Below are 8,178 nucleotides of genomic sequence, written 5' to 3'. Positions count from 1 at the left end.
TCAGCGGATTCATCATTTTAATGTCTTGTGCATTAGCTAAAGCCGCGTTTTGAGCCGTGCTGTTTTCCATGGCAAACGCGGTGAAGTGTTGCTTGTCGGTATTGGCATTGCCAAACAACTGGTTCTCGCCGTAAGCCGTAAGATTTAATCTATTAAAGCGATTTTCGGCTATAATCGGCTTTTAATGTGTTTAACCAAGGAAAAACGATGCTGTCCCGTTTCCTGCCGCCCTTTGCCTTCGCCGCTGCCATGATGCTTACCGCCTGCACGGAAGAAGCCGCCAAATCCTACACCGACAACGAAGAATTCTACACCGGCTTTCGTGAAGGCTTTATCGAAAGCAGCACCCGATCCTGCTTGGATACCGCCGGTGGGGATACCGTCAAAATCAAAGCCTTGTGCGAATGCGCAAGCCTGAAGTTGGCCGATTCGATAACGCGCGAAGAAATGAAAAACGCAGCTATCGGCACGCCGCTTTCCAATATCGAACAGCGCACCCAAGCCGCAGTAAATGAGTGCCGTCAAACGCAACCTACCCAATAAGCCATCAGATATAAGGCCGTCTGAGCGTTTCAGACGGCCTTGATTGTTTGGCATAAATTCCGATTATTCGACACGTTCGCCGTGAATGTTCAAATCCAAGCCTTCGCGTTCGGTGTCTTTATCGACACGCAAGCCACCGCAGATTTTGCCGACAACTTTCAGAATTACCCAACTCATCACACCACTGTATACAATGGTGGTTAATGCATCTTTCGTTTGAACCCACACTTGCGATCCGATTGTCGCATCGCCGCCGAAAATTTGGTTGTCAAACACCAAACCGGTCAACACCGCACCGACAATACCGCCGAAACCGTGAATACCGAAAGCATCGAGCGAATCGTCGTAACCCAATTTGCGTTTGATGACTGCCACGGCCACGTAACATCCAATCGCTGTAAGAATACCGATGATGATTGCGCCACCGGTGGCCACAAATCCTGCCGCTGGGGTAATACCGACCAAGCCTGCCACTGCGCCCGAAGCCAATCCTAAAGCGGAAGGTTTTTGTCCTGCCAGTTTTTCGCAAATCAGCCAAGTAACGGCACCAAATGCCGTGGACACTTGGGTCACCGCCATCGCCATACCCGCCGACGCATTCGCTGCCACCGCCGAACCGGCATTGAACCCAAACCAGCCGAACCACAACATCGCCGCGCCGATTAAAGTCAAGGCCATATTGTGCGGCGGCATGGCTTCGCGTCCGTAGCCCATGCGTTTTCCCAACACCAAAGCTGCTACCAAACCAGCCACACCGGCATTGATGTGCACCACCGTGCCACCTGCATAATCCAACACACCGCCTTCACTCATAAAACCGCCACCCCACACCCAATGCGCCGTCGGCACATACACCAGCAGGAGCCACGCGCCAGAAAACAGCATCATGGCCGAATATTTCATGCGTTCGGCAAAAGCGCCGGTGATGATGGCGGTGGAAATGATGGCAAACGTCATTTGGAAAAACATAAATACCGTTTCCGGAATCGTGCCCGCATTCGGCGATACAGTGACCATTTCTTTGGCCATATCCATGCTCATACCGTTGAGAAACAATCGATCGAAGCCGCCGATAAAGGTATTGCCCGGGGTAAACGCCAGCGAGTAACCGGCCACTACCCACAACACGCTGATTAACGCGGCGATGGAAAAACTGTGCATCATGGTCGAGAGCAGGTTTTTCTTACGCACCATGCCGCCGTAAAACAAAGCCAAGCCCGGCAGCGTCATAAACAACACCAAAGTCGCCGCCGTCATCACCCAAGCCGTGTCACCCGAATCGATTGCACTGAACGGTTGCCACCAATCCAAATTTCCGGCCAGCGCGCCAGTGGGAAACAAGCCCCACAACAATGCTGATTTTTTTTTCATGTTCATTATCCTTTTTTTCTTCTCAATGGTTGTGTCGCATACCGTCTGAAGTCCAATTCGGACCTTTTCAGACGGCCTCATCACCTGTTTCGCCCGTGCGGATACGGATAACCTGCTCCACCGCTTCGACAAAAATCTTACCGTCACCGACTTTGCCTGTGCGCGCCGTTTCCAAAATCATGTCGACAATCTGGCCGACTCTTTCGTCTTCCGCCACGATTTCAACTTTCACCTTGGGCATAAAATCCACTGCATATTCCGCCCCCCGATATACTTCTGTATGCCCTTTTTGGCGGCCGAAACCTTTCACCTCACTCACCGTCATGCCGTGCACGCCGATATTGCTGAGTGCCTCACGCATATCGTCCAATTTAAAGGGTTTGATCATCGCCGTAATTTTTTTCATCTTGCCTCCTAATATTGTCAACAATTTAACGTAATTAAACATTACTACTGTCTTGGATAAGATGCAATAGATTGTTAGCAATTTTATAAAAAAGTTTGAAAAAATAGCAAAAAATAAATATCAAGATTATGTTTTTATTAGAAATAAAAATTTCAAAATGAAAAGCAACACCAAAAAATCAAGAGAAAATAATCAAAATAGTATTAGCCGATAACATACAAATCATTCAAATTCATCTGCCTGCATACAGGCAGTTTAAAATCTGACTTTCTTATCTGAATCTTGTTGATTTTGTAAAATTTTTTACCGGAACGCTTTGAAGAAAAGCCGCTTAGTCAGTTATAATTTGATAGAACAGATCTTTCAGGAACACACCATGTTAGTTTGCAATCCTTACGAAGTTGTCATCCACGGCACCAACAGTTCCGGCCGTATTTTCCGCCCGAGCGACTGGTCGGAACGTTTGTGCGGTATTCTGTCTTCATTCGACAAAGACAACCGTCTGTCTTACTCGAAATGGGTGCGGCCGATTTTGGTGGATAAAGTACGCTGCGTGGCGGTGGATAAAGAGCTGGAAACCATCAATCCGCCGATGTTCCGCTTCCTGATGGATTTCGCATCCGACAACGATTTACGTGTTATCGACGGCAAAGCCTTGCTGGAAGAACAGGCTGCGGCCGACAAACCGGATGAAAAAGTGGTGATGGCACAGGCAATTGAAGAAAAACACACCGCCAAAACCCAGAGCGAAACCGCCGCCGCAGCGGCAGAAACCAGCATATTGCGCGAAATCATGCCGGCAGAAACCGCTACCGCTTTTGCTGCCTTGAGCATGTTGCGTTCCAGCCTGACCGACATCAACCGCTTCGTCGAACAAATCAACCAGCAGCAACGCCCTGCCGGTTACCGTTTACTGGGCATTTTTGAAGAAGGCAAACACAATGCGGTTGCGGTCATCGGTTTTCACGAAACCTACAATCTTGCCAGCGGGCACCATATCCACATTGACGACATTGTCACCATGCCGCAAAGCCGTCTGAAGGGTTATGCGTCGCGCCTGTTGGACGCAGTGCGCAAAATCGGCGGCGAAACCGGTGCGGCCAAAATCCATGTCAATGTGCACATGAGCCAAGACCGCGTGAATGCACACCGCCTGTATTTCAAAAACGGTTTCGAAATCAGCGCGTATCATTTCCATAGCGACACCGAATAACCACAGGCCGTCCGAAATGTTTCAGACTGCCTGTTTGATGTGAAACCATATTTGATAGAAAGGAAAATTATGAAAACATGCTTTACAGCCGTTTTGGTTTTAATGCTCTCCGCCTGCGCTAACGGTATTTCCGGCAACAGCAGCTCAGAAATGTACGGCGAAATCAAAAGCGGCGTGGAAACCTCACGCACACGCATCGGTAATTAATCAACGCGTTGCTGCCCCTGGAAACAGGCCGTCTGAAACCGGATAAATCAGTTTTCAGACGGCCTGTTATGCCACGCAAGGCAGAATTCAGCTTAGCTCGCCCTTAACGGAATTTATAGCTGTATTGCAAGCCCAAAATATTGGCGTAATTATTGAATTTCGCCGTCGCCGCGCCTTTGCTGTCCACATTATCGCCCACCGATGCGGTGGCATTGAAGGTGGTATTGTTGATGTGTATATGGCTGTATGCCACGTCAAATACGTGGTTTTTGCGGTATTGGTATTTGGCACCGAAAGAATACCAAATACGGTTGCCGTCAGGTAGGGTGTTCAAGCGGCTTTCAGCACCACGCACAGGGCTTTGGTCAAGCGCGATACCGGCACGCAGTTGCAAAAGTTCGCTGTATTGGTATGAACCACCCACTGCGACTTTGTAGGTGTTGCGCCAGTTGGGTGTAATAATGGTACGGTCGGAGATTTTGCCGCCGCCAATATTTTTTACATTTTCAAACACCAATTCGGCTTTGTTGAAACGGCTGTGGCGAGTCCAAGTCACATCACCGAAAACCTTCAGCTTGTCGGTGGCTTTATACATGCCGTGCACCGATAAAGATTCGGGGGTTACGATTTTCACCGACGCTTTCTCGTGCGGCACATAACCGTTACCGCCTTCAGCAACGGTTTTGCCAATCAAAGTCGGATAAGCGGCCTGCACCAATGCGCCGTTAGCCCGCCAGTTGGCTGTGCCTTCCAGTTTATGTCCCACTTTCGAGCGGTAATTCACGCCGACACGGCTACGATCGTTCACGTCCCACATCCACGCCAATTGGTAACCGAACCCCCAGTCCTTGCCTTTCACTTCAGCATGTCCGTCGGCTTTGCCGGTGGCGTCTACACGCACAGGCACACCTGCACGTTGGCTGGCTTGATGGCTGGCCAAGGCACTGACTGAACCGGCAGCATCCCAATCGGCATATTTACGCAATTCGGCAGTCGAATATTGGGCAATCGCGCCCACACCAATCGAGTGCTGCGGGTGGAATTTATACGCTACCACCGGCTCAACAGCGATGGTAGTCAAGCCCAATTTATTCAGATGATGGCGCAACACGGAATCTTTGCTGTATTCGGTTGACGAACCGAAAGGCACATACATACCGACACCGACGGTCACATCGGGATTCACTTTATACGCGCCATAGACATGAGGTGCAATAACGATATCGTCGGTAATCTTGCCGCCGGTTTCGCCGTTTACCTGACCGCGGCGGCGGTAAGTAGCTCGGGCATTGCTGTATTTTATGTGTGGCGCCACGGCATTGACCGCGGCAGCAATTTCGTGCGTTTCCAGCTCAGTCAGACCGGCCGGATTGTAAAAAATAGTGGATGCATCAGCAGCTTCGGCAGCAGCGGCATTGGCCGTGCTTTGCGCGGTAACGGATTGCGTGCCGAAATGATAGCCCGAAGCTTGGGCGGCGGTGGTAACAAAAGCGAGGGTAACGCCCAAGCTGATTTCCTTCAATGACTTTTTCATAATTCGCATCGTATCGTAAAACATAAAAAAAGGCCGTCTGAAACGACCATGTGCTTAAATTAGTGCAGCTGCTCGATTCTATAATAGCTTATGCACGAATAACAGTTTTTTCTACTTTTTGCACACAGCCCGATTATATTGTGCGGCTTTTATGCAAAATACAAAAAAGCAGGCTGAAACAGCCTGCTTTCGGGCACAAAATTTATTTTACTTGCAATACTTCCAGCATATTGGTCGAACCCGATTCACGCATTTTCGAGCCACTGGTGATGATGTATTGGTCACCCGATTTCAAAATATGGTGTTCGATTAAGGTTGCTTCCACTTCGCGTAAGGCCGTGTTGTGGTCGGTGCTGGTGGCCAAAATCATCGGACGCACGCCACGGTACATGGCCATGCGCCGTTGTGCCGAAATACTTGGGGTTAATGCAAAAATCGGCAATTGGATATTGTGGCGGCTAATTTCAAAGGCGGTCGAGCCGCTTTCTGTCAAAGCCACAATCGCTTTGGCATGAACGGCACGCGCCACGCTGACCGCCCCGGCGGCAATGGCCAAATTGGTGCTGACAGCTTCTTTTTCCTCAATCACCTCCGAAACACCGTTCAGTGAATCTTGCTCTTTTTCCGCTTCCGCACAAATCATCGCCATTTGAGTAACGGTTTCAAACGGATATGCACCCACAGCGGTCTCAGCCGAACACATCACGGCATCCGTACCATCAAGCACTGCATTGGCCACGTCGCTCACTTCGGCACGGGTCGGTACCGGATTGGTGATCATGCTTTCCATCATTTGGGTTGCCGTGATGCTGAAGCGTCGCAACTCACGTGCACGGCGAATCATGCGTTTTTGCAGTGCAGGCACGGCAGCGTGACCGACCTCAACCGCCAAATCGCCACGTGCAACCATGATGCCGTCGGAAGCAATAATAATTTCATCTAAATTTTCAATCGCTTCTACACGCTCGATTTTCGATACCAAGCCCGGGCGGACACCATTGCCACCTTTCATCTCTTCTTCCACTTTGGCACGGGCAAGGTACAAGTCTTCAGCAGATTTAACAAAGCTGATGGCCAAATAATCGCAACCGATAGCAATAGCCGTTTTCAAATCACGGAAATCTTTTTCCGTTAACGCACCTGCCGACAAACCACCGCCCGGCTTATTGATGCCTTTGTTGCTTTTCAAAACATGACTGTTGGCAACAGTTGTAATAATCTTACTTTTTTCAACCGAATCGACAGTCAGCGTCAATAAACCATCATCCAACCACAATACATCACCCGGTTTCACATCATTGGGCAAATCATGGTAATCAAGACCTACCGCTTCACGTGTACCTTCCTCTTCCAGAGCAGCATCCAAAACCAGCTTTTCCCCCTGATTCAACTGGATGCTACCGCCCGCAATTTTACCCACACGGATTTTAGGGCCTTGCAAGTCGGCTAAAATCGCAATTTCTTGTCCGAAACGTTTGGCTGCCTCACGCACAATTCGCGCATTTTCTTGATGAAATTCTGCGGTTCCGTGGCTGAAATTGAAGCGAACGACATTCAAACCACCGACACGAATCATATCTTCAAGCAATTGAACATCATTACTACCGGGGCCCAATGTTGCCACAATTTTAGTGTTGTGGCTGATACGGGTTAAATCACGTTTTACGGCATTCATTGACATCCTTTCTGATACGCTTACTGTTATTAAGAAACAAATTGTAACCTGAAATTCTTTTATTTTGGTATAAAATTACAGGCTTTGTGATTCAAGCCAAACTTTTAGTCATCTTTTTTGCATCTTGCCGTAACAAACTGAAATCTTTTACTAATCAAACAGGTTATTTTTTTCAAATAAAGCATAAACCATTATAGTTTGTCACTTAATACATATTTTTTACATAGGCAAATAGCCAAATTTATTCTTAATAATGTATTATATTTTTGTAATTTATACATTCATTCTCTAACCAATAATGAGCCGCTTATTCACTGCCTTCCCGATTTGGATTATCTTGACAGACATGATTTATAGCCTTGGTTTGAATATCGCCCAAAGCATGAACCGACAATCCAACCAACCGCAAACAGACGCCATCACCCCCGATATTGCCTTCAGCAGCCTACAAGTTGTTTCCAATGGCGGGATGATTCTTATCATCGGCTTTGGTTTAATCGTTTTGCTGCAACTGAATCGAACCGTATTACAAAAAAAAGTTTTACCCATCGGCATTTTCAGAACATTAGGCCTGATCGCCGTATTGGCCTTCAGCTTACCTTCCATATGGGAATGGCTGTGGGCATTCATATCACTTTTATCTGGCCACAATGTATTGAATCTTAATAATATCCGCTATTTAATAAGCGCAATCTGCTTACCGGCCATTGCCATACTTTGTGTGTATCGCTTATTTGGGTGGTATCGTTTACAGACATCCTTACCTACCCTCACCTCAAATCAATAGCCTCAAAAAATCAGTATTAAGTATAAATAAAACTTGTGGGGCTGTTCTAGATAACTAGGACAAATATTTCCTTACCAATTGTTTTAAAATGAATAATTGAGACTTTATTTCACTGTTGTCCACATGCCATTCACCTGCCTTTAAATACAGCTCAAAATGAGTTTCAGAAATGCCGTTGAATTGACGTAAATGGCGTTTTGCCTGATTTCAAAAATTCCCAATCCCATTAATGTGGTTATGCTGTTCGGCAAAATGCGTGCTGTGGTTGATTTGGAAATGACTGAATCCGCTCACATCCAACACGTCGCAACTACGGTAAAAGTCAGCGCAGACAATGCTGTCAGGCTTCACTTTCTCACGGATAATCAGCAGTTTTGGTATTTGGAACAGCAACGGTATAGGCTTTGCCGCCACACTTCAAAAGCCCGAATACAGCGACTTT

General features: G+C 47.6%; 8 protein-coding genes and 1 pseudogene. 4 read left to right on the top strand and 5 right to left on the bottom strand.

From position 1 onward, the window contains the following. Positions 1-207 precede the first annotated feature (207 nt). Entirely contained in the window at positions 208-543 is a 336-nt protein-coding gene (locus tag C7N83_RS11995; RefSeq protein ID WP_106742909.1) for a hypothetical protein, read from the top strand. 63 nt (positions 544-606) lie between these two features. On the opposite strand, the gene C7N83_RS11990 is transcribed toward C7N83_RS11995, so the two are convergent. Continuing rightward, positions 607-1,914, bottom strand: coding sequence for an ammonium transporter (locus C7N83_RS11990; RefSeq protein WP_106742907.1), 1,308 nt, complete (start codon positions 1,912-1,914; stop codon positions 607-609). A 67-nt stretch (positions 1,915-1,981) separates the two neighbouring features. Then, the gene (locus C7N83_RS11985) at positions 1,982-2,320 is read right to left on the bottom strand and encodes a P-II family nitrogen regulator (RefSeq protein WP_106742906.1); all 339 of its coding nucleotides are present in this window, start codon (positions 2,318-2,320) and stop codon (positions 1,982-1,984) included. A 376-nt stretch (positions 2,321-2,696) separates the two neighbouring features. Here C7N83_RS11985 and C7N83_RS11980 point away from each other — a divergent pair, with 376 nt between their 5' ends. Next, on the top strand, positions 2,697-3,533 hold the full coding sequence (locus C7N83_RS11980; RefSeq protein WP_106742904.1) for a GNAT family N-acetyltransferase: 837 nt from the start codon (positions 2,697-2,699) through the stop codon (positions 3,531-3,533). A 69-nt stretch (positions 3,534-3,602) separates the two neighbouring features. Next, entirely contained in the window at positions 3,603-3,740 is a 138-nt protein-coding gene (locus C7N83_RS14935) for a hypothetical protein (RefSeq protein ID WP_170064906.1), read from the top strand. A 103-nt stretch (positions 3,741-3,843) separates the two neighbouring features. Here the strand turns inward: C7N83_RS14935 and C7N83_RS11975 are convergent, their stop codons facing one another. Continuing rightward, on the bottom strand, positions 3,844-5,283 hold the full coding sequence (locus C7N83_RS11975) for an OmpP1/FadL family transporter (protein WP_106742910.1): 1,440 nt from the start codon (positions 5,281-5,283) through the stop codon (positions 3,844-3,846). Positions 5,284-5,476: 193 nt separating this feature from the next. Further along, positions 5,477-6,949 carry a pyruvate kinase gene (gene pyk, locus C7N83_RS11970; protein ID WP_106742902.1) on the bottom strand — a complete coding sequence of 491 codons (1,473 nt, stop codon included), beginning with the start codon at positions 6,947-6,949 and terminating at the stop codon, positions 5,477-5,479. Between the two features lie 298 nt (positions 6,950-7,247). On the opposite strand from pyk, the gene C7N83_RS11965 reads away from it, so the two are divergent. Beyond that, complete coding sequence (locus C7N83_RS11965) at positions 7,248-7,736, top strand: hypothetical protein (protein WP_106742901.1); 489 nt, start codon at positions 7,248-7,250, stop codon at positions 7,734-7,736. A 54-nt stretch (positions 7,737-7,790) separates the two neighbouring features. Here C7N83_RS11965 and C7N83_RS11960 read toward each other — a convergent pair. Further along, positions 7,791-8,178: pseudogene (locus tag C7N83_RS11960) on the bottom strand (transposase); the annotation flags it as partial.

The sequence above is a fragment of the Neisseria iguanae genome, assembly GCF_003013245.1.
In the GTDB taxonomy this organism is placed as follows: Bacteria; Pseudomonadota; Gammaproteobacteria; order Burkholderiales; family Neisseriaceae; genus Neisseria; species Neisseria iguanae.
Note: the sequence above shows the minus strand (reverse complement) of the source record. Positions and strands in the feature narration are given on the sequence as shown.